This window comes from Mucilaginibacter lappiensis, assembly GCF_900155965.1.
Taxonomy (GTDB): Bacteria; Bacteroidota; Bacteroidia; order Sphingobacteriales; family Sphingobacteriaceae; genus Mucilaginibacter; species Mucilaginibacter lappiensis.
Genome location: NZ_FTMG01000020.1, coordinates 70,576 through 93,039, shown reverse-complemented (window position 1 = coordinate 93,039; position 22,464 = coordinate 70,576). Strand labels below are relative to the sequence as shown.

General features: G+C 39.5%; 8 protein-coding genes. All 8 read left to right on the top strand.

From position 1 onward, the window contains the following. Positions 1 to 2,024 (top strand): condensation domain-containing protein (locus BW976_RS26375; protein ID WP_139332433.1); only part of this gene is annotated, 2,024 nt, incomplete at its 5' end. A 4-nt stretch (positions 2,025 to 2,028) separates the two neighbouring features. After that, the gene (locus BW976_RS26370; RefSeq protein ID WP_076378239.1) at positions 2,029 to 9,240 is read left to right on the top strand and encodes a condensation domain-containing protein; all 7,212 of its coding nucleotides are present in this window, start codon (positions 2,029 to 2,031) and stop codon (positions 9,238 to 9,240) included. A 12-nt stretch (positions 9,241 to 9,252) separates the two neighbouring features. Next, on the top strand, positions 9,253 to 10,218 hold the full coding sequence (locus BW976_RS26365; protein ID WP_076378237.1) for an aminoglycoside 6-adenylyltransferase: 966 nt from the start codon (positions 9,253 to 9,255) through the stop codon (positions 10,216 to 10,218). 412 nt (positions 10,219 to 10,630) lie between these two features. Next, complete coding sequence (locus BW976_RS26360) at positions 10,631 to 12,256, top strand: MBL fold metallo-hydrolase (RefSeq protein WP_076378235.1); 1,626 nt, start codon at positions 10,631 to 10,633, stop codon at positions 12,254 to 12,256. A 26-nt stretch (positions 12,257 to 12,282) separates the two neighbouring features. Beyond that, entirely contained in the window at positions 12,283 to 14,655 is a 2,373-nt protein-coding gene (locus BW976_RS26355; RefSeq protein ID WP_076378233.1) for a TonB-dependent receptor, read from the top strand. 18 nt (positions 14,656 to 14,673) lie between these two features. Next, entirely contained in the window at positions 14,674 to 16,308 is a 1,635-nt protein-coding gene (locus BW976_RS26350; RefSeq protein ID WP_076378231.1) for a cyclic peptide export ABC transporter, read from the top strand. 21 nt (positions 16,309 to 16,329) lie between these two features. After that, the gene (locus BW976_RS26345) at positions 16,330 to 20,589 is read left to right on the top strand and encodes a non-ribosomal peptide synthetase (RefSeq protein ID WP_076378229.1); all 4,260 of its coding nucleotides are present in this window, start codon (positions 16,330 to 16,332) and stop codon (positions 20,587 to 20,589) included. A gap of 3 nt (positions 20,590 to 20,592) precedes the next feature. Further along, entirely contained in the window at positions 20,593 to 22,464 is a 1,872-nt protein-coding gene (locus tag BW976_RS26340; protein ID WP_076378227.1) for an alpha/beta fold hydrolase, read from the top strand.

Sequence of the window (22,464 nt, the reverse complement as noted above, 5' to 3'; positions counted from 1 at the left end):
CTAAGCTGTATAAAACAGGCGATCTTGTTCGCAGACTTACGAATGGCGATATAGAGTTTATAGGCCGGGTAGATGACCAGGTGAAGATTCGTGGGTATAGAGTTGAGTTGGGCGAAGTGAATAAAGTGTTGTCCGACTTCGTGGGCGTACAGCAAAGTGTAGTATTATATAAACAACAGCGCCTGATCGGGTATGTAGTATGTGAAGATGGGTTTGATAAAGAGGCGATCATGAATTATTTGAAGGATCATTTGCCGGATTATATGCTCCCTGCGGTATTGATGTCATTGACAGCGATGCCGCTAACGGCCAATGGGAAGGTGAATAAGAAAGCTTTGCCAGAGCCGGATGCATTATTGGAATCTGATTATGTAGCTCCACGGAATGAACTGGAAGAAGATCTGGCAGAGATATGGGCTTCTTTGCTGAATGTGGATCGTGTTAGTATCCATGATAATTTCTTTGAACTGGGTGGAGATTCCATTATTGTGATACAGGTGGTAAGCAGGGCAAAACGGAAAGGGTACCACGTACAAGTGCAGGATTTATTTGACTACCAGACGATAGCTGAGTTATCTGCATTGATATTTCATAATAATGAAAGAGCTGTTATCGCTGAACAAGGCCGATTGACTGGAGAGGCTGCGTTATTACCTATTCAACATTGGTTTTTTGAGAAAGATGTTTATCCGGTGAATCATTTTAATCAGGTTGTGTTGTTGCAGCTGAATAAAAAAGTATCAGATGTTGAATTGTTAAATGCGGTGAAGGTAATTGTTGACAGACATGATATTTTAAGATGTTTTTATACTTATAAAAATGCTCAATGGATACAGGAGTTTGGAGAAAGAGAAGGAGAACTGGAAGTGGTTGACTCGGCGAGTGAACAAATTACAGCTGTTTGTCAGCAATACCAGGAAAGCCTCAATATAGAGGATGGTGTACTGAGCAGGTTTGTTTTGATCAAAACACCAGCAGAAGAGGAATATAACAGATTTCTTATGGTGGTGCATCATCTTGCCATAGATGGTGTTTCCTGGAGAATATTAATAGATGAGATAAGTAGTCTGTTAGCAATAAGTGATAGTGAACTTGGGCTAAAGACCAGTTCTTATCGTAATTGGGCAGACGCACTAACTGAGTTTGCATTCACAGAAAGAATTACTGCACAGCAATCCTATTGGGAAAAGATCGTGCAAGCTTTTGAGCCTATACCGCTTGAGTTGAATGTACAGGAATCTGCCAGAAAAGATGTGTCCGCTGTAGATGTTCATCTGAATAGTGAGTTAACCCATTCATTACTAAAAGAAGCGAATATTGCCTATAATACCGAGATTAATGATCTGTTATTGAGTGCGCTCGCATTTACTATCAGGGAATGGTTAGGTAATGATAATGTGGTGATAGGATTGGAAGGACATGGCAGAGAGGAGCTGTTTCCTCACTTAGATATTACTGGTACAGTTGGCTGGTTCACCAATAAGTATCCTGTGTTGTTGCGATTGGAAAGAGATATGAGGGAAGGAAGCTTGCTGAAATCTGTGAAAGAGCAGTTGAGAAGCATTCCGGATAAGGGGATTGGATTTGGGTGTCTGAAGTATTTAAATCCGGTGAAAGAATTGAGCGGTGACTGTTGGGATATTGTATTTAACTATTTGGGGCAGCAGGATAATGTGGTGAATGCCAATGAATGGTTTAAAGGAGCCCCAGAATATCCTGGGGATCATATCAGTAGTCAGTACCCTATTCGTGATAAGTTTGTAATAAGAGCCATTGTCACAGGCAATGTATTACATATCTCCTTTAATTATTCATCAAAGCAATATACTGCTGAGAGTGTGAGGACATTTGCCAATAATTATATCCATCATCTTACGTCATTGATCAATCACTGTGTAGTAAAGGAGGAAAGGGATGTTACTCCGGCCGACTTTGGATTAAATGGCAAATTGGATTACAGGGAACTGGATGAGTTGTTAGGCAAAGGAGAGTTAGAGGATGAAGATGACGTTATGAGATTCTAATTATATGGAAGAGTTTATAGTTGAATTAGAACAATCAGGGCTGTCTCTGAGTGTCAGGAATGGCGATTTGATCTTATCTGGCAGAAAAGGTAAGTTAACCCCGGAAGAAATCTCCGGAATACAACAGGATGTACGGATCCCTGCCTTTATCAGGGAACATAAGGCTGCGTTAGTACAGTATTTATCTTCCAGAAACAAGATCTCTGCGCTGTATGAATTAAGTCCCTTACAAGAGGGTATTTTGTTCCATAGCCTGTATGCGGATAATGCAACTGCCTATATTACCCAGTTCAGGTTAGATTTTCCGGACGGGTTGAATGTAGATGCGTTTAAGCTGGCATGGCAGTATGTGATCAGTAATCATAGTATACTCAGAACTGCTTTTATTTATGATAAAGTGAGTATTCCGCTGCAAAGTGTGTATAGTCACGTTATTTTACCGTTTGCTTTACTTGATTTTAGTGAACTTTCTTTAGAAGAACAGCAGCATGCTTTTGAAGAGTTGTTACATAAAGATCGTGTACAGGGATTTAATCTGAATAAGGCGCCCCTTACAAGGGTAACCATTGTTAAAACAGGTACCAAAGCGTGCAGGATGATATGGACAAAGCATCATATTTTGTGGGATGGATGGTCTGGACAGGTGATTATCAGTGAAGTGTTAAAAGCATATGAACAATATGCGACAGGACGTGTACCGTCTGTTGTGGACGAAGATCTGTATCAGGATTATATTAAATACATCAACAGGGTTGATCCGTATAAAGAGAAGCAGTTCTGGGAAGATTACCTGAAAGGGTTTGAGGAACCATCGTTATTGCCTTTTGTTGCAAACAACAGCGAACGGAATAAAGGAGTAGGGGCATTTAAAAATGCGTCACTTGTTTTTGACGAAGAGTTTACCCAGCAGATCAATGATTATACACAGCGTTATCACATTACTGCCTATACGTTGGTGCAGGGGATATGGGCGCTGTTATTATCTGTTTACAGCGGAAAGAAAGATGTTATGTTTGGCGCTACGGTGTCTGGCAGACCGGCAGATATGAAGTACGCCAAAAAGGTAGGATTGTATATAAATACTTTGCCTTTCCGTGCGCAAATAGAGGCTGAGTTACCTGTAACCGAATGGCTATTACATTTACAGAAGGAACATGTACAGGCGAGGGAATATCAGTATACTTCATTGACAAATTTGCAGAAATGGAGTGGATTGATCGGGGATTTGTTTGATAGTATTCTTGTGTTCAGGAATTATCCATTAACAGATAGTGAGAATGGTCGTGAACCTTTTCTGAAGATTACAAATGTTGAGGTAGAGGAAAATAATAATTATTTATTGTCTGTGCAGGCAAGTCTGCATCAACAGTTGATTATAGATTTTAATTTCAATGAAAGCTTGCTGGATGCTGGTTATATTGAAATGATCAAAGGGCATTTAAGAATTGTTTTTGAGCAGGTTCTGAGGGAGCCGTTTTTGAAATTGTCTGATATCAATGTTCTGACAAAAGCAGAAGAACGAGAGCTGTTATATGATTTTAATGCTACCGAGAAGGTATATCCTTCGGATAAAACAGTTGTATCATTGTTTGAAGAACAGGTAAATATTAGGCCTGATGATGTTGCCATAGTATTTGAGAATTCCCAGCTTACTTATTCAGAGCTGAACATACGTGCGGACCAGTTGGCCCTTGATTTAAAAGGATATGGATTAGTAGGTATTTGCATGGAGCGTTCTCTGGATATGGTGGTGGCCTTGCTGGCAGTATTAAAGGGAGGTGCTGCTTTTATTCCGATAGATCCTGCATACCCTGCAGACAGGATTAGTTATGTGCTATCAGATTCGAAAGCAAACCTTGTTATTTCGGGAGACGGTTTGCAACCCGGCGATACTGGTGAGAATGTTGCGCCAGGGTTGGCATATGTAATTTATACATCAGGATCTACCGGGAACCCTAAAGGGGTGATGATTGAACATACTGCTCTGGTTAATTTCTTATGCTCTATGCAGGAGTTACTACATTTTACTGCGGATGCGAGTGTGTTGGCAGTTACTACTTTCTCTTTTGATATTGCTTATTTAGAAATATTCCTGCCATTGATAACGGGAGGTAAGGTGATCATAGCCAGCAGGGTTGAGGCTATGGACGGGTATCTTCTACAGGATCTGATCGATTTGCATCGCCCTTCTCATATGCAGGCTACACCTGCAACATGGCAATTGCTGCTGGATAGTGGATGGAAGAATAATGAGCAGGTAGTGGTATTATCCGGAGGGGAAGCGATTAAGGATAGTTTGAAGGAAGCTTTGACGAGTTTAAGTAATAGGGTTTTGAACTTATTTGGGCCTACAGAAACGACAATATGGTCTGCTGTTAAAGAATTACATGCAGGAGAGCCCGTGTTGATCGGAAAACCTATTCATAATACGCAATTATATATAGTAGATGAACAGTTGCGCATTTTACCTAAAGGGGTTAAAGGGGAGTTATGTATCAGCGGGGATGGCCTGGCAAGAGGATATCTGAACAGACCTGAATTAACAGTAGAAAAGTTTGTGTCAAGTGCGTTTAGTAAACGCTTATATAAGACGGGGGATCTTGCCCGTTGGTTGCCCGATGGGAATATAGAGTACTTGGATAGAAAGGACAATCAAGTGAAGATCCGTGGCTATCGGGTAGAGTTGATGGAGATCGAGAATGTGCTACAGCAGTGTTTGTTAGTGAGTAAGAACGCAGTGATCGCGAGAGAGGATGCCCATGGAATAAAAAGACTGATTGCTTATATAGTACCTTCAGGTAATTATGACAGAGAAGGAATATCAGAATATCTGAAGACTAAGCTACCAGGGTACATGGTGCCGGCATTACTGGTAGAAATAACTGAATTACCATTAACAGCGAATGGCAAAACGGATAGGAAACGTTTACCTGATCCGGACGTGATGTCATTAACAATTAATGATTATGTGGCACCACGTAATAATATGGAAACCCGGTTGGCAAAAGTCTGGACGCAATTGTTGCAAGTAGAAAGAGTTGGCGTACATGATAATTTCTTTGAATTGGGTGGTCATTCCCTATTAGCTATGAGGGTGATTGCCGCCATCCGCAAAGAGATGGATATAGAAGCGGGGTTAAGGGATTTGTTTGATCATCCTAATGTGGAAGCATTGGCTTTAGTGCTGAGTAAAAAGGATAAAGGGTTGTTATTACCGGCAATTACATTAGTGGAGAACAAACCATCAAGAATTCCCTTATCATTCTCGCAGGAGCGGTTATGGTTTATAGATAAGTTGGAAGGAAGTACACATTATCATATCTCAGCTGCTCTCCGATTGAAAGGAACATTGGATGTAGAGCGCTTAATTATTGCATTCAAAAAGATCGTTCAGCGGCATGAGGTACTCAGAACTGTTATCAGAGATGATAATGGAGTGGCTTATCAGTTGGTATTGCCTGCCGATAAATGGGAAATGAGCAAGGATGAGGAGGATATTAACCGTGCCTTTAATTTGTTGGAAGATTATATGCTAAGAGTGAAGCTGGAGCAGTTATCTGTTGATGAATATCGTTTGCGGGTAGTGATGCATCATATAGCGGCTGATGGTTGGTCTGTTTCTTTGTTTATTAAGGAGTTGTTAGCGATGTATCAATATGTAGAGCTGGCACCTTTACCCCTGCAATATGCAGATTATGCTTTATGGCAAAGAAAGCACTTAGTGCTGGATAAAGAATTGTTGTATTGGAAGGAAAAGCTGCACGGGGTTTCTACATTAAATCTTCCGCTTGATCGCCCCCGTACCATGTTAACAGGTAACAAAGGGGATGTATTTACAGCGCAGATAGATGGAGTGTTATCTCAGCAGCTAAGGGAATTAGCTCAGCAGGAAGGGGCAACGGTTTTTATGTTGTTGTTATCAGCATTCAAATTACTGTTGTTCAGGTACAGCGGGGATACAGACATTTGTGTGGGGACACCTATTGCAAACCGGACACAGAAAGAAACGGAGCCATTGATTGGGTTTTTTATTAATACGTTGGCGTTACGTACTTCTCTTGAAGAAGAACTGACTTTTAAGGAATTGATATCGCGTGTCAAAACAACTACACTGGATGCCTATATGCATCAGGATGTGCCTTTTGAAAAGGTATTGGATGTTTTGAAGCCCGAACGCTATTTGGACAGGAGCCCGTTATTTCAGGTGTTTTTTAATATGATGAACCAGCCGCATGAAGCGATTATGCTGGATGGAGTAAGTATTTATCCTGAGATGTCCCATGAACAGGAATCCAAGTTTGACATTACATTATATGCGCAGGAGACTGCTACAGGTATCTCTTTTCAGTGTTTATATAATACGGCGCTATTTAATCGTAAAAGTACTGAAGCTTTACTGACGCAATATGTGGGGCTGCTACAACAAATAGTGACTGTTGTTACTTTACCGTTGAATCAGTTTAGTTTAAAAACAGCTCCATGGGCATTGAAGCCGGTGAATGCTGATTGTACTATTTCTGTGATAGATCTTATCGCGAAACAGGTGTATGCACATCCTGAAAATGTAGTGTTGGAGGATGATACGGATATTTATAACTACAAAGAATTATGGGAGATGTCTTCTTCGGTAGCTGTGATGTTACAGTCAAAAGGCGTTGGAAAAGAAGATGTAGTAGCTGTTTATGGAGAGCGTAATGCGTTATTGCCGGTTGTATTACTTGGTATTTTGAAGGCTGGGGCCTGCTTTTGTATTTTATCGAAAACAACACCCGGTACGAGGAACGATTATTATTTATCCGTATTAAACGCTAAGCTGGTATTGGATATTAGTAAGGACTTTATTAATGGGTTTGATCATTCGTTGTGGGTGCCTGTAGCGGTTATTGCTGATACCGCTGCTTATTGTGTATTTACTTCTGGATCCACAGGGATACCTAAGCTGGTGGAAGCCTGTCACGGATCTTTGGTGAATTATGTGCATTGGATACAGGAAGCATTTAATGTATCAGTAACTGATCATTTTAGCATGCTATCTGGTTTATTGCATGATCCTTTGATGAGAGATATTTTTGTGCCACTTTGTATTGGGGGTAAGTTAATGATCCCTTCACAGGATCTGATCGGTTCTCAGCAACTGATTTATTGGCTTCAGAAATCCGGTATTACCGTAATGAATCTTACACCTTCACTAGTGCAAACGTTAACTGAACCTGTATTGCTGGATGATTTACGATATGTTTTTTATGGAGGAGAGCCATTGAAGGGAAGTCAGGCGGCAGCATTGAAAAAGATGGCTGCCAGCGTTATGCAGGTTTGTTTGTATGGCACAACAGAATCACAACAGGCACTTGGGTATTATATTGTGAAAGGAGATGAGGTGAATTTGCCTTTGGGCGTAGGGTTGTTGAATACAGAAATACTGGTGGTGGATGTTTTGGGTAACAGAGCAGGTATCGGAGAGTTGGGAGAAATTGCTATTCGCGGTCCTTTTATAGCCAGGGGGTATAAGGATGATGTGTTACTTACAAACAAAAAATTTGTGCGTGCTGCTGATGGCGTACGTATGTACTTGACTGGGGATTTAGGTAGGTATAATGCTGAGGGTGAGATTTATAATATGGGGCGGGCGGATAACCAGGTGAAGGTACGTGGGTATCGTATTGCATTGGAGGAAATAGAGAATGTTTTGTTGAAGCATGTACCGGAGGCAGTGGTAGCGATAAAAGAAGGAGCTCTTGTAGCCTATGTGGTTAGTACGATGGATAAGAAATTATTGAAAGAGCAGCTGAGTAATGAGTTACCCGCCTATATGTTACCTGCCTATATTGTTGAAATAGACAGTATTCCTTTAACAGCTAATAAAAAGGTTGACAGGAAGGCGCTGCCAAATGTAAATATGAAGCATGTTATAAAGAATGTGCATGTAGCAGCAGGCAATGAGATTGAACGATTGCTGGTGAAAATATGGGAGGCTGTTTTAACTGTAGATAGAGTAGGAATTACTGATAATTTTTATGAGCTGGGAGGTAATTCGTTGAAATCTGTACAGGTAGTGGCAAGACTGAAAAATCATGGATTTATTTTACCTGTTATACAAATTCTTAAAACACCTTGCATAAAAGAATTGGGAAGGTTTGTAAAAGTGTTTAAGGGCATTGATACAGACAGTGCGGGTGGAGGCTTAACGCCACTCTCAGATAACCAACTTAGATATTTTAATGGAGAGGAATACAGGCATGTGTTAGGGTCTTTCGGGATAAAATTAAAAGACTTTGATAAAGATAAATGGCTCAATACGCTTAAAAGCGTGTATAGGGAGTTGGATATTTTGAGGATGAGGATCTTTAAAACGCCCGAAGGATTAAGGCAAATACCAGTAAATGACGCAGACCCCATCGTAGAGTATATACGTAAGGATGAACTGGAAGATAAAAGAGCATTACCGTTCGCCCTTGAAAAAGGGGAGGGTATGAGGTGTTATGTGCTTGATCATGATATTGTTTATATCATGATTCATCATGCACTGACAGATGATATTTCTAACAGATTGATCTCAGATTATTTACAGAAGACTTATTATGGTATACCCGTTAGTCCCTTAGATACTAAAGCTTATAAAAAACTTATTAATTATAAGCCTGATGGATTACGGTTGAAATATTGGAATGAACATTTATCTCAGGGTGTTCAGCCTTTAGCAAAGGGAAAAAATACTGTAAAACAGATAAGGATTATGGGAGATGATTATCAACAAATAATTTCTTATTGCAAAGAGCAAAATATTACAATCAGTAGTTTCATGCTCTCCCTTATCTATCTAAATCTTGGTGTTGGGACATTTATTGTTGATGTCATTGTAGATGGAAGAGAAAGTGAACTACAGGAAAGAGCTATTGGCCAGTTTACAAATAAGTTACCGCTTTGTATAAGTATAAATGCTGATATGACTCTGAGTGAACTTTGTAAACTTGTACATTCGGTGCATATAGCGGGCAGGATGCATCAGCAGGTGCCATATGCAAAAATGAATATTAATGGTAAATATATCGCTGGCCGTTTTAATTACAGAGATCTGCATAATAACAGGATGCCAGAGGGAAAACTAATAGCCAGTGTAACACAGGAATATAATATTTCAGTTAAGTGCGATACCTATGCTGATGGAATATTATTACAAATATCAGCAGTTGGTTTCACTATTCCAACCTACAAATAAAATTCAAACCACATGAGCAATAATAAAGATGAGATTTTACTGGGACTGACGACTTGGGCTGCAAAAAATAAAGATATTTTTTGTGTGATCATTACGGGTTCAATGGCCAGGGAATATAAGAAGGCCGACGAATATTCTGATATCGATGTAATTGTTTTTTGTAAGAACAGGCATTGGTTTGATCATAATCCCGAATGGATGCAGGAGATATCTGTACCAGTTGCCTATTATACCGATAAGGTTTTGGCGAATCAATTAGGGAATAAGATCTTTTTTCATAATGGAGTAGGGATGGATATAGTTTTCCTTGATAAACGATTGTCTTATTGGGCTTATTTATACGCCCTGTTAAAGGAAAAAAATAACTTTTTAAAACTAACCCCCCGTATTTTAAAGAATCCTATAGAAGATGCCCTTAATGCCTTTGCTTATAGTGTGCAGAGGGGCTTTTTCTGTGTAGTAGATAAAAAGGATTATAACGAAAAACTGCATTATATAGAAAAGATATTCAGATCTAAGAAGGATAAGGTCTTTGATATGAAAAGGGTGAATTTTATTGTGAATAAGTTTTGGCATCATTCCTATCTGATGGCAATTAAGTTACACAGGGGAGATTTGCTGAGTGCCAAAATAGAGTGTGATAATGGCTTGAAGATTTGTTTACTGCATTTGATAGAACTGCATACAAAAAGCATCAGGGGCGCAGTATTTGATACTATGCACAATGGAAGGGGAATCAGTGCATGGGGTGATCCAGCTTTTATATCACGGTTCAAATACATTTATGGCCACTACGATTTTGCTGATTCCTGGAACGGCCTGGAAGAAACCATGGATCTGTTTAGTGATGTGGTAGATGCCTTATATAGTTTACATCCTGATATGAAGGTTAATAATCCTGAACAATATATCCGTAAATGGGTTTCTGGTATAAAGGAAAAAAATATTAATAACTATGAAATTATTGCAAGAAAATAAACTTAAGTATGGTGATTCTATTTTGTTAGTTTTTTACGCGACAGCAATTTTAGAAAAGTGTATTTATTATTTCTTGTAAAAAACACTATCACCAAACACTTCATGATACTGCTTTAGGCAGATACCCAGGGCTATTCGGAATTTTCGGAAATTATTTTGGGAATCGAAAAAAGTGGAGATGCCATCTTTGGATTGGTCGACCAGTGAAGAAGTCGCTTCTATCAATCAATATCTTCCGCAGGCTTTTGTTACCAGCGAAAAATGCCTGGAGCGGTTACTCCTGTATAAACAATAAAATCATTCCCGACAGGCCCATATTTAATGCAGTAAATAAAAGAGATGATATCTTTACAGATATTCATCAGGTCTTTGTTAAAGAAAAATAGTCATCTTAATAATTAAATAATATTTTATGGAAATCAATAATGATGATGTAGTATTCATCAAGCCAAACCTAGCTATAGAACCCTTGATTGATAATTGGTATGCATGGCCTCATTTAGTATCGCCTGCTACTGCTGCTATGAATATAAAGGATAGGCACCTGAAGATCATGAATTCATATGTGCAGAACCCAACTATTCATGCCGCTGCAATAAAGAGCCCTAAGATGCTGGGAGGCCCTTTCATTGATTATGGAGGCAAACGAGTAGATGAGATCAAAGGATTAATAAGTAATACACTGGAGAAATGTGCAGAATTACTGGGATTAAGAGATGATATTATCCAGCTAAATGAAATGCTAAAAAAGGAGGCCAAAGGATATGCACTAACTGATCTTTATCCAAAGGTACCTGAACGTTTACAAGGGTTAGTGGAGTTGATATATGATGTGAATAATAATGCCTCTTTCCGGTTTTTTGAGTCATTGCTGTACGCTACAGAATATTATGATGAATCTTTACAGAGTTTTAATCTTTTTTTGGTGAAAGATGATGATTCGAGGTCATTTGTGTTAAGTACGCCTAAGTTACCCAATGACGAAATTTTAAGAGTGAGTCTCCCTTTTAAGAGTGAGAAGATAGATGAGTTATTTGATATGGCTGTTATACCCAGAAAATTTAGTGAGATCAAGGATATCTTTAATACAGAGCCAGGAAAAGAAGAGTTATTCAAAAGCTTTTTTACGACAGAACCGCCAAGGCAATACAAAAAGTATGATGGTGATGGTATACTGACGAGGTATTTTGGTCATGCCTGTATTTTGACGGAAACAAAACATACCACTATACTGGCCGATCCTTTAATCAGCTATGGTTATGAAACTGATATTTCGCGTTTTTCCTATGAAGATTTGCCGGAAAAGATAGATTATGTATTGATCACTCATAATCATCAGGATCATATTTTATTTGAAACGCTATTACGGATAAGGAAACGAATAACAAACATTGTTGTACCCAGAAGTAATGGTGGAGGGCTGCAAGATCCTAATTTAAAGCTGATGTTTCAGCAACTGGGCTTTAAAAACATCATAGAGCTGGGTGAGATGGAGACATTGGAATTTGAGGATTGCTCTATTACGGGATTGCCTTTTATTGGTGAGCATTGTGATCTGGATGTGCGAAGTAAATTGTGTCATCATGTTAAATTTAATGATGGTCTAAAAATGTTATTTGCCGCTGATTCCTGCAATGTTTCTCCCAGGCTGTATGAACGTATACATGGTGTAACAGGCGATATTGATGTGATATTCCTGGGTATGGAATGTGAAGGGGCTCCGTTAACCTGGTTATATGGGCCGCTAATGCCAGAAACGCTGGCAAGAGATAAGGATGAATCGAGGCGTCTGGCTGGTTGTAATTTTGAACAATCAAAGGCATTGATCGATGTGTTTAATCCACGGAACGTGTTTGTATATGCGATGGGTATGGAACCGTGGTTGAAATATATCAGCTCGATCAAGTATACAGATGAGTCAAAACCTATTGTAGAATCTAATAAACTGATTGAATATTGCCGTTCTAAAAACATTGAACCGGAACGTCTTTACGGAGAGAAAATTATCGAATATAAATTGGAACCAGCATTAAATTAGTATTATTAAGTATGAAAATTCATAACATGAAATTTTTTTTTTTTATTTTATTGTTATTGTCCAATGTTTATCTGTACGGACAGGTAGGTGTAGCGGGTAAAATCGTTATTGGCCGTACCAAAGAGCCTGTGCAGTATGCTTCCGTGACGATTAAAGACAGTTCGCTGAAGGTGATAACAAGAGTGATCACAAATGAAAAAGGGAAATTTGAATTGGGTGGTGTACCCGCTGGCACTCATATGCTGGAGATTCAGTTTGTCGGCTATAAACCCTTTTCAAAAGCAGTGGTAGTGGGTAATACGAAAATGGACCTGGGGATTATTGCTCTGGAAGAAAATGTGATTATGCTGAATGAATTGGTGGTGAGCAGTGAACCACCCCGGGTAACAATGAAACTGGATAAAAAAGTATATACGGTAGGAAAGGATATATTTGCTCAAAGCGGATCAGCAAGTGAAATTCTAGAAAATATCCCTTCTGTTTCTGTAGATGCTAAAGGTGTGGTAAGCCTGCGTGGTAACAGCAATGTGAATGTGCTAATTGACGGAAAGCGATCAGGGTTAACACTGAATAATGCACTGGATCAGATCCCTGCCGATAATATAGCTTCTGTGGAGGTGATCACAAGTCCCTCTGCACGGTATGATTCAGAGGGAGCTGTGGGAATTATCAATATTATCCTTAAAAAGAACAAAAAGAGCGGATTTAATGGGCAGGTAAGACTGGTTGGAGGCATTCCTAATGATAACAGGGTGAATGCTAGTTTGAACTATAAAACGGATAAGCTGAACCTGTTTTCAACTTTAGGATACCGCTACTCTGATTATGTAGGATTGTATTCGTCTGGACAAGTAACTACGGATGCCGGCGTAGCAACATCACTGAGTATGCTACAGAATGAGAAAAGGCATGATGATGGCAAGCTATTGTATGTGGGAGCTGACTATTTCATTGATAGTAAGAATACAATAACCGCTGCTTTCTTTAGGAATGATACCAAAGATAGGGATGGAGATGTGTTGCATTATAACTATGGTCATTCGGGTAGTTTAAAGGATAGTGCTTTGGTCAGAGATGGAAGCTCTCAAGAGGTGAGGAATTATAGCCAGGTGGAATTTAATTACACGCGGACATTTGACCAGAAAAGGAAGAAATTTAGTGTGGATATGCAGTATGATTTCTGGAATAGTGATAAGAACTGGAACTTGTCAACACAAAAGGTATTTCCCGTTGAGGAAGCGGAGTTGCCACTCAGAACAAATTCAAAGGGATCAAGTAAAGACTTTCTCTTAAAAACAGACTTTGCAGATCCCCTGAGTGAAAAATCCTTGTTTGAAGTAGGGGCAAAAATAGAGGCAAGATCTGTGATCAGTGACTATAAAGCAGAAGAGTTCGCCAACAACGAATGGGTTATTTATGGGGATATTAATAATAGGCTGAATTATAAAGAGATAATAGGAAGCGCATACGCACAGTTCGAGAGTAAGATCAGTAAGTTTAATTACTTACTTGGTTTACGTTCAGAATATACACATATAGGTATTGATGACAGGAATGATATCTATAATAATAAGAAGGATTATGCGCGGTTATTCCCTACCGTAAACATGACTTATAGTTTTAATGATGCAACGATGATGCAACTGAATTATAGCAGGCGTATCAGCAGGCCATCTTTACAACTGATATATCCATTTGTTGAACTAACTAATTTAAATTCTCAATACATAGGTAATCCAAACCTGAATCCTGCTTATACGAACGCGTTAGAGTGGGGATTGATGCAGCATTGGAATAAGGTGACTCTTAATCCATCTGTTTATTTTCAACACACAACTGATTTTATTCTTTTTTATACTTATCGGGATAGCAAACAAAGTACTTTTTTTACAATACCTGTGAATTTAGATCATGAAAACAGGTATGGATTTGAATTGTCTGCCACGTATGATCCTGAGCAATGGTTACAGGTGAATGGTGAGTATAATGTTTATGGCTTTCAGCAACGTGGAAATTATGCAGATGAGAATTTTGATTATTCAAGCAATACCTGGAATGCCCGTTTGGGGACAAGAGTGAAATTCCTGCAAGGATTTGTCTTCCAGGCAAGGTCTAATTTTATAGGCGAGCAGCGGAATGCGCAAAGCACTACCAAATCCCTATATTATGTTGATCTCGGATTGAGCAAAAATCTGCTGAAAGATAAGATGACAATAGCGTTCGACGTAACAAATGTATTTGATAGCCGTCAGTATAAAATCTTAACCAGAGGAGACAATTATACCTTTAACCGCATCAATAACAACAATGCTGCCCGTTACCGGCTGAGCATTGTTTACCGTTTTAACAGAAAAGAAGAACAGACTGAGAGGAAAGAGAAGAGCGGCAACCGTAATTAAGTTTAATACTATTTTATTATGTTTAAAATTACCTGGAAAAACATTGTTTTTCTCTGCCTCATTGCTATACCCAATACTTTATTCACATTTGGTATTTTGTATATTATAAATGGTATCGTAGCAGGGAAGAATCCTTTTTATGCAAGCTATATCGGACAGTTGTTCTTTCTGATAGTGGTATTGTCTTTTGGTCTGAATATGTTCTTACAGCGAAAAATTATTGCGTTTACATTTAATGCTATTTACGAGAATGAGCTGAAGATCTTCACATCTTTGCAGCAAACCACCCTGCGCCAACTGGAGGCAATAGGACCAGAACGGATTTATGGAATTGTAGAGGATGTGCGTCTGTTCGCCTATTTGCCCAGCATTATGTCCGGAACGATCAGTTCTCTTATCTCACTGGTAATTTGCCTGATATATTATTTTATACTTTCTTTTACAGCAGCTATGATAGTTGTATCAATTATATCTGTCATGGCAATAGGATATGTTATTTATAATAAGCGGTTATTCAGAAGGGTGCAGTTATTAAGAAAGCTGAATGATCTATATTTTAAGGTAGTTGATGATACCTTAAAGGGCTTTAAGGAGTTGAAATTAAGTACAATCAAGAGTACGAACCTGTTTGAAAAGTTTTTAAGGAGGAATAGGAAGGAGGTGAGAGATGTGGAGATCGGGATCGTTAACAGGTACCTGGTATTAAATCTGTTTAGCCAGTATGGATTGTACCTGTTATTAGGTATTGTGCTTTTCGTATTACCCTTGTTGCATTTACTTAACAGGGAGTCTGTAATTTCCTTTGTGGTGATATTATTATTTATTATCGGGCCTATCACAAACCTGATAGGAATGCAAAACTTTTATACGCGGAGCTATGTAGCTAATAAACGTGTGAATGCATTTCTTGAGGATTTAAAGGACATGCCTGTGGAGGCAGAGAGGGTACCGGAAGAGTTTTACGAAGAAGTAGAAGAATTGAGATTTGAGGAGATCACTTATCAACATCAATCGGACGATTTTGATAGCTCTTTTGTAATGGGACCCATTAATCTGACCATAAAAAAAGGTGAAACAATCTTTATTATTGGTGGAAACGGGAGTGGTAAGAGTACATTCATTAATTGTTTGACCGGGTTGTACAGGCCTTCTGGAGGAAGTATCTACTTGAATGGCAAAAAGATCACGAATGATGGCAGGTACTATAAGGATAAGATCTCTGCTATTTTTACAGATAATCATTTGTTCTCGCGTAATTATGATAATTACTCTTTGAAAGAGAATAAGGAATACGGGCGATTACTGGAAATTATGAAGCTTGATACGGTGGTATTGGACGATAGGGAAGAATCTGCCAGACGTAAGTTTTCCAAGGGGCAGGGTAAGCGGATGGCGATGATTTTTGCATTATTGGAAGACAGCCCGATTTTGGTGCTTGACGAATGGGCAGCAGATCAGGATCCTTATTTCCGGCGATATTTCTATGAAAAGCTGCTACCGCAGCTAAAGGCACAGGGAAAAACGATCATCGCTGTTACCCATGATGATGCCTACTTTAAATATGCAGACAGGATATTGAAATTTGATTACGGAAAGATTGTGCGTGATCTTAATGGAATGCCACGAGAGGGAGAACTTCTGTGGGAGTTATAAAATCGTTTAAACCTTATTACATTGACTCCATTTACCTTACCTCAGCAGGATGTTTATTATGAACAGTTATTGCATTCTGATAAACCTATTTATAATATAGGAGCGAAGATATCAATTAAAGGGACGCTTAGCTTTAACCTTATGGAGATGGCATATCAGCATCTTATTTCCCAGCATGATACATTTAGAAGTGTTATAAGTGAAAGAGGCTTTAACGTTTTGCCACATTATGAGGGGAAACTTGAGTTTGTCGATTTTTCATTGACAGTTGATGCGGACGAAAAAGCAAATGAGTATATGCAGGTATCATTTATAGAGCCTTTTGATTTGTTTGCAGGTAAGCCATTACATAGATTTTGTTTAGTAAAAGTGAGTGATTCTTTTCACTATCTGTTTTCTGTATATCATCATATTATTACGGATGGATGGGGAACTTCGTTGCTATTTCAAAGATTAGTAAAGAACTATAATGAGCTGAAAGAATTTGGGGAAATACAAAGCACCTATCCATTTAAGTATACCGACTATGTTGTGGATGATGCGAGTTATGAACAAGGAGAAATATATGGAAAAGACAAGAAATACTGGCTAAACAGGTTTGCTATATTGCCCGAAGTGCTGATACCTGAAGCCGAAGCGCCTGCAAGTAAGCGGGTGGAACTCCTGGTACCGCGAGCATTGTATAATCAACTCGGAGGGACTTCTTTTCACACTATACTGGGCGTATTGTATAGTTACCTCGGCAGGTTTTACGGAAATAATGATTTCGCTATCGGGTTGCCCGTACTTAACCGGGATAAGGCCCTTTTTAAAAAAACTGCAGGACTGTTTATGGGTGTTTCTCCTTTACGCATGGAATTGGATCCTGAAGAGAGCTTTGAGCAGTTTGTAGGGCGAATAAAGAGTCAGTTAAGACAGGACTATCGCCATCAGCGTTTTCCTTTAGGAAGACTGGTGAGGGAATTGGGTATGCATAAACTGTTTAGTGTTACACTCTCATATGAAAAGCATAATTATGCAGATACATTTAAAGATACAGTGACTAAGGTGATCCCTCTTACACATGGGGCTGAGCGTGTACCACTGGCAATTTATATCAGAGAGTTTAATCCCGAAGAAAATGTAAAGATTGATTTTGATTATAATGTGAGTTGTTTCGGTGCGGCAGCAATTGAGCGTTTAGTAAAGCATTTTGAGTATTTACTGAGGAAAGTGGTACACCAACCTGGTATTTTGCTGAAAGATTTAAAGTGCATGCCCGAGTGGGAGTACCAGCATCGTATTGCAACTTATCCATCTGAAAAAACAGTTGTAGACCTTATTGAACAACAGGTGGCACTGTTTCCTGAAGCAGATGCTGTGCGTGATGCTGTTCGTTGTTATACCTATGCAGAATTAAAGCGTGTTTCTGACCGCGTTGCAGCTTACTTGTGTGCTGTACTGGATGAAGGAAATAGGCCCGTGGCGGTATTGATGGATCGTTCTGCCAATCTGGTAGTGTTATTGCTGGGAGTGCTGAAATCGGGGCGGGCTTATATCCCGCTGGATCCTTCTTTTCCGGCTACCCGTCTAACCTATATTATTGAAGATAGTAAGGCAACTACACTGATCCATCAAAAGCATTATGAGAAACTTGGTGGAGAGAATGTGAATGCGATAAGGGTGGAACATATTTTTGATGAGATTGCGGGAGATGAGATGGATATTACGATTACACCCGCTTCTACAGCTTATATCATTTATACTTCAGGCTCTACCGGAAATCCTAAGGGGGTGGAGATTACGCACCGTTCGCTGGTAAATTTTCTGGTGAGTATGCAGTCTGAACCAGGTATTCGGCCGGGTGATCTGCTCTTTGCCGTGACCACATATTCTTTTGATATTTCTATACTGGAATTCTTTTTACCATTGATCAGCGGTGCGATGACATATGTAGCGAATAATGAGACGCTGTCTGATCCTGTGAAACTAATAGATCAGGTGGTATTGCTGGATCCTGACATTATGCAGGCAACGCCGGGATTTTACCAGATATTGTTTAATGCGGGCTGGCAGGGAAGCCGGCGTTTAAAGGTATTGTGCGGAGGAGATATGCTAAGCACTGCACTGGCTGATAGGTTATTGGCCACTTCTTTGGAGTTGTGGAATATGTATGGGCCTACAGAAACTACAATATGGTCTGGAGTAAAGCGAATATGGAGTGCGAACGATGCGAAAAATATAGGAAAGCCAATCAACAATACGTTATTCTATATTCTTGATCCCTGGTTACATCCTTTGCCTGTTGGGGCAGAAGGTGAAATTTATATAGGAGGAAGCGGGCTTGCCAGGGGCTATTACAGAAATGAGGTATTAACGCGGGAGCGATTTATTGATATATCCGGCGTTAGGGTTTATAGAACAGGTGATACAGGAAAGTGGAATGAAGATGGAGAGATCATTTTTTCCGGACGAAAAGATGATCAGGTGAAAATACGCGGATACCGGATAGAGCTTGGAGAGATCGAGAAAAAGTTTGTTGCCCTGCCCGAGATAGATGAAGCGATAATAGTAGCAAGGAAGGATACTGAACAGGATGCTTTCCTGATTGGGTTCGTGAAAACAAGTATACAGGATTTTTCTTCCCAGGCAGTGATCGATAAATTACGGGACAGTTTGCCGGACTATATGATCCCTAAAGTGATCGTCGTGCTTGACGTGTTTCCCATAACGCCAAATAAAAAGATAGACAGGAAAGCATTGAGCCAGCGTGATTTGTCGCAATTGGTTATACAGCGTGTCAAAGAGCGGCCAGCAGATGGTATATCTGTGGCATTGGCTGGTTTGTGGCGGGAGATATTGGGAACTGAGATACTGGATATGGACACCAATTTCTTTTCCCTGGGAGGTCATTCTATTAAAGCTATGCAACTGGCGAAGTCTGTTAATGAATATTTTCATATTCAATTAGGTATAAAAGATATTTTTGAATATCCTGTTATACGGGAGCAGGCGAAACGGGTAAGGGATGCTGTGAGGGGGGCGTTTGTGCCCATTCCAAAGGTTAAATTACAGACAGCTTATGATATCGCCATTGTGCAACAAATGTTATGGCTGGCTTGTCAGCAACAGCGGGTGTCTGTTACTTATAACATGTATGCTGCTTTTGAGGTGACTGATGATATTAGCTCCATCGAGAGCGGTGTACAGTCGCTAATAAACGCACATGAGATATTACGTACGAATTTTATTGAAGTAGAAGGAGTGCCTAAACAGGTGATCCGTTCAGCCTATACATTCAGTGTGCAACAGGTTGAGGTAATGAGTACCCATGAGGCGGATATATTTATTGCAGACATGGTGCACACCGTTTTTGATCTGGAAAATGATTTATTGCTGAGAGTTTGCCTGGTGAAGGTAAGTGGAGGACGAGAAATATTGGTGTTTGTGACACATCATCTGATTATGGATGGGTGGTCATTGGAGTTGTTTGTAAAAGGATTAACGGTAAGCGAGAAGTCCGTTATACAGTATAAGGATTATGCGGCATGGAGCCATCATCAACCTCATCTGCAAACAGCGCGTGAGTATTGGTTAAAGCGGATGTGGGGTTATCAATCAATGGAGAGTTTTAAGGCCGATGGAGCGATACGTTCTTTTAAAGGAGCAAAGATTGATTTTTCTACTGATGGACGCATGAAGCAGTTAGCTAACACCCTTGGTTGTTCCTTATTTACGCTAATGCTGGCGTCTGTTCAGGTACTGATATACAAGAGTACAGGACTGTCTGATTGTTGTATAGGTATTCCGGTTGCCGGTCGGAAACATCCTGATGTACAGAATTTACTCGGGATGTTTGTGAATACACTGGCGTTTCGAAGCCAGGTACAGGGTTCATTTAAAACGTTGTGCCTGCAAACGAAATCCTTACTGGCAGAAAGTTTAGAATATGATAGTTATCCGCTGAATCAGCTATTAAATGAGATTCCTTTTGATGTAATGGTAGCCTGGCAGCAGGAGGGAGGGCTTTTACCCTTGAAAAAATATCCTGTTGAGCATCGGGTAAGCCGTTTGCCCATTACATTCTCTTTCCTTGAAATTACTGATGGTGTATACTGTGAAGTTGAGTATGATACAGGTTTGTATGAGGAAAGAAGTATTCTGTTACTGATATCAAAGTATCAGCATCTGTTAGAGGAGATAATACGTGATCCGTCATTAAGTATAGATGATATTGATATGGAATCAGTATTAGAGAAAAGAAAGAAACATAATGGAATTACTATCGATTTTAATTTTTAATCTATGAAATATATGAAATACAGGTTGTTTATTATTTTCTTGTTGTCGTTTGTACAGTTGTATGCACAGGAAACCTTTGTCCGATCCGGTAATTTCTCGGGTATTGATATGAAAGGCATCAATGCAGAGTGGGGCCATCTCACTGTTCCTGAGAATTGGAAAAATAATAACGGTAATAAGGTTGTTCTTGCAGTAACTATCCTTAAAAGTGCTAATAAACACGCAAAGGACGGGATTGTGTTTTTAGCGGGAGGCCCGGGGGGGAATGCTGTAAAATCTATCAAGAAGTGGCTAAATAATCCTGTGCATCAGTCACATGATATTATTCTTGTTGATATGCGGGGCTCAGGCTTTTCTACACCGCAGTTATGTCCTGATCTGGGTAAGTCTTTTATGGAGGTTTTGGGAGATGATGATACCCGACAGAAGGATATAAAAGCAAGAGTAGCAGTAGCAAATGGTTGCAAGATCGATCTGTTGAAGCGCCATATAGATATCAATGCATACAATAGTACAAGTATGGCGTATGACCTGCATGCCTTAAAGGCTGCATTAGGCTATGATAAATGGGGGGTATACGGTGTTTCTTATGGAACAAGGATCGCTTTTGAGTATGTGAAGCAGTTTCCGGAGGATGTGAAAGAATTGGTGATGGATTCGCCGGTGACACCGTTTGCAGGCTTGTATGACCATAATACAAGCAATTTTATCAGGTCGCTGAATATTTTGTTTAAAAAATGTAAGGAGGATAAATCCATCGTGCATGCGTATGGAGATATAGAACAATTATTTTACAGTACAGTGGATGACCTTAACAAGCAACCATGGACTTTTAATGTCTCAAAAAAGATTCAGCCTTCAGGAAAATTTACATTGAATGCGCAGGATTTTTTGCTGGCTGTGCAACAGGGGATATATGAGCGAAAGTTTTTTGAGATACTGCCGGCGGTAATCAAACAGTTTCATGACAGGAACGAAGGAATGGTATTGCAATTGATAGGGTCATTGAAGAATCATCTGAACCTGGATTATGGCGCTTATTATTGTGTGTTATGCCATGAGACACTACCCGTAAATTCACTGGAATCATTTAAGAAAGATGCATCATCTTATAAGGGCTTTCTTGCTGAGGGTTTACCTTTTTATGAGGGCGATTATGCTGTGTGTGAGAGCTGGGGACATGATTCATCAACAATTGTGGATTCGGCAAAGATCAATGCCAATTTTCCTACGCTGATATTGTCCGGAGAGTTTGATCCTGTTATTCCGCCTGAGAGTGGGCGGACTTTGGGGAAGATCTTACCGAATAGTACGGTGATTGTTTGTGCCAATCAAGGACATGTACCCGGTTTTACCAAATGTGGCACTGAATTGATTAGCGCATTCCTGGATAACCAGAAAGTAGATGGTAATTGTTATGATAAAGATCCGGTGAAGCTTGCTGCAGATCTAAAGATTAGTAATGGTATAGCGAAGATGGCAGATGTTATCAGACGACCAGGGTTATCATTATCACCATTGGTTATCGGTTTGTTGATATTATTGGTAGGACTTATAAAGGTTGTTGTATGGCGTCGGCCGTCTTTAATGTATTGGTTAAGCGGAATTGCTATCCTGTTAACATTCTTTGTATTTTCTGGCTTTGTTTATGCCATTAACGTAACTGCTGCTTCCAATTTGTATATACTGGCGCTGGGGTTACCGGGGCAATATTCTTTCCTGTTTATCCTCCCTTATATTATTTCCGCACTGACCTTGTTTATGTTGGTTCTGTTATGCCGAAAGGAGAATAGCAAATATTTGTTTGCATGGTTTGTTGTGTTCGGTTTGTCTATTGCTATCGTATACTGCTTTTATTGGCATTTATTCTATTAA

Bases quoted from the DNA above. Each gene is read 5' to 3' on its own strand.
- BW976_RS26365 (WP_076378237.1), top strand. From the start codon at position 9,253: ATGAGCAATAATAAAGATGAGATTTTACTGGGACTGACGACTTGGGCT.
- BW976_RS26360 (WP_076378235.1), top strand. From the start codon at position 10,631: ATGGAAATCAATAATGATGATGTAGTATTCATCAAGCCAAACCTAGCT.
- BW976_RS26370 (WP_076378239.1), top strand. From the start codon at position 2,029: ATGGAAGAGTTTATAGTTGAATTAGAACAATCAGGGCTGTCTCTGAGT.
- BW976_RS26350 (WP_076378231.1), top strand. From the start codon at position 14,674: ATGTTTAAAATTACCTGGAAAAACATTGTTTTTCTCTGCCTCATTGCT.
- BW976_RS26355 (WP_076378233.1), top strand. From the start codon at position 12,283: ATGAAATTTTTTTTTTTTATTTTATTGTTATTGTCCAATGTTTATCTG.
- BW976_RS26340 (WP_076378227.1), top strand. From the start codon at position 20,593: ATGAAATATATGAAATACAGGTTGTTTATTATTTTCTTGTTGTCGTTT.